The following is a 229-nucleotide window of genomic DNA, read 5'->3' as shown; positions in this document are numbered from 1 at the left end:
ACCCATACCTACAAGAACAACAACCAAGGGAAGAATCGATGATCACGGCATGCCCCCGCCCGTGCGCCTGGCGCAGCTATGCGCTTGGCCTCGGCCTCCTGCCCCTCGCCGCGCAAGCGGAATTCCTCGCGGACAGCAGCGCCCACCTCGACCTCCGCAACTTCTACCAGTTGCGCGACTACCGCCAGCACGATGCGCCCCAATCGCAGGCCGGCAACTGGTCGCAGGG

Annotated in this window: 1 protein-coding gene; it reads left to right on the top strand. The window is 65.5% G+C overall.

The genetic code is table 11. The features are described 5' to 3' along the window. Positions 1-38: 38 nt before the first annotated feature. Positions 39-229 (top strand): OprD family outer membrane porin (locus BST14_RS32540; RefSeq protein WP_142279756.1); only part of this gene is annotated, 191 nt, incomplete at its 3' end.

The organism is Mycobacterium arosiense ATCC BAA-1401 = DSM 45069, from assembly GCF_002086125.1.
Classification (GTDB): Bacteria; Actinomycetota; Actinomycetes; order Mycobacteriales; family Mycobacteriaceae; genus Mycobacterium; species Mycobacterium arosiense.
The sequence above is the reverse complement of the archived record's forward strand: the minus strand, read 5'-3'. Positions and strand labels throughout refer to the sequence as shown.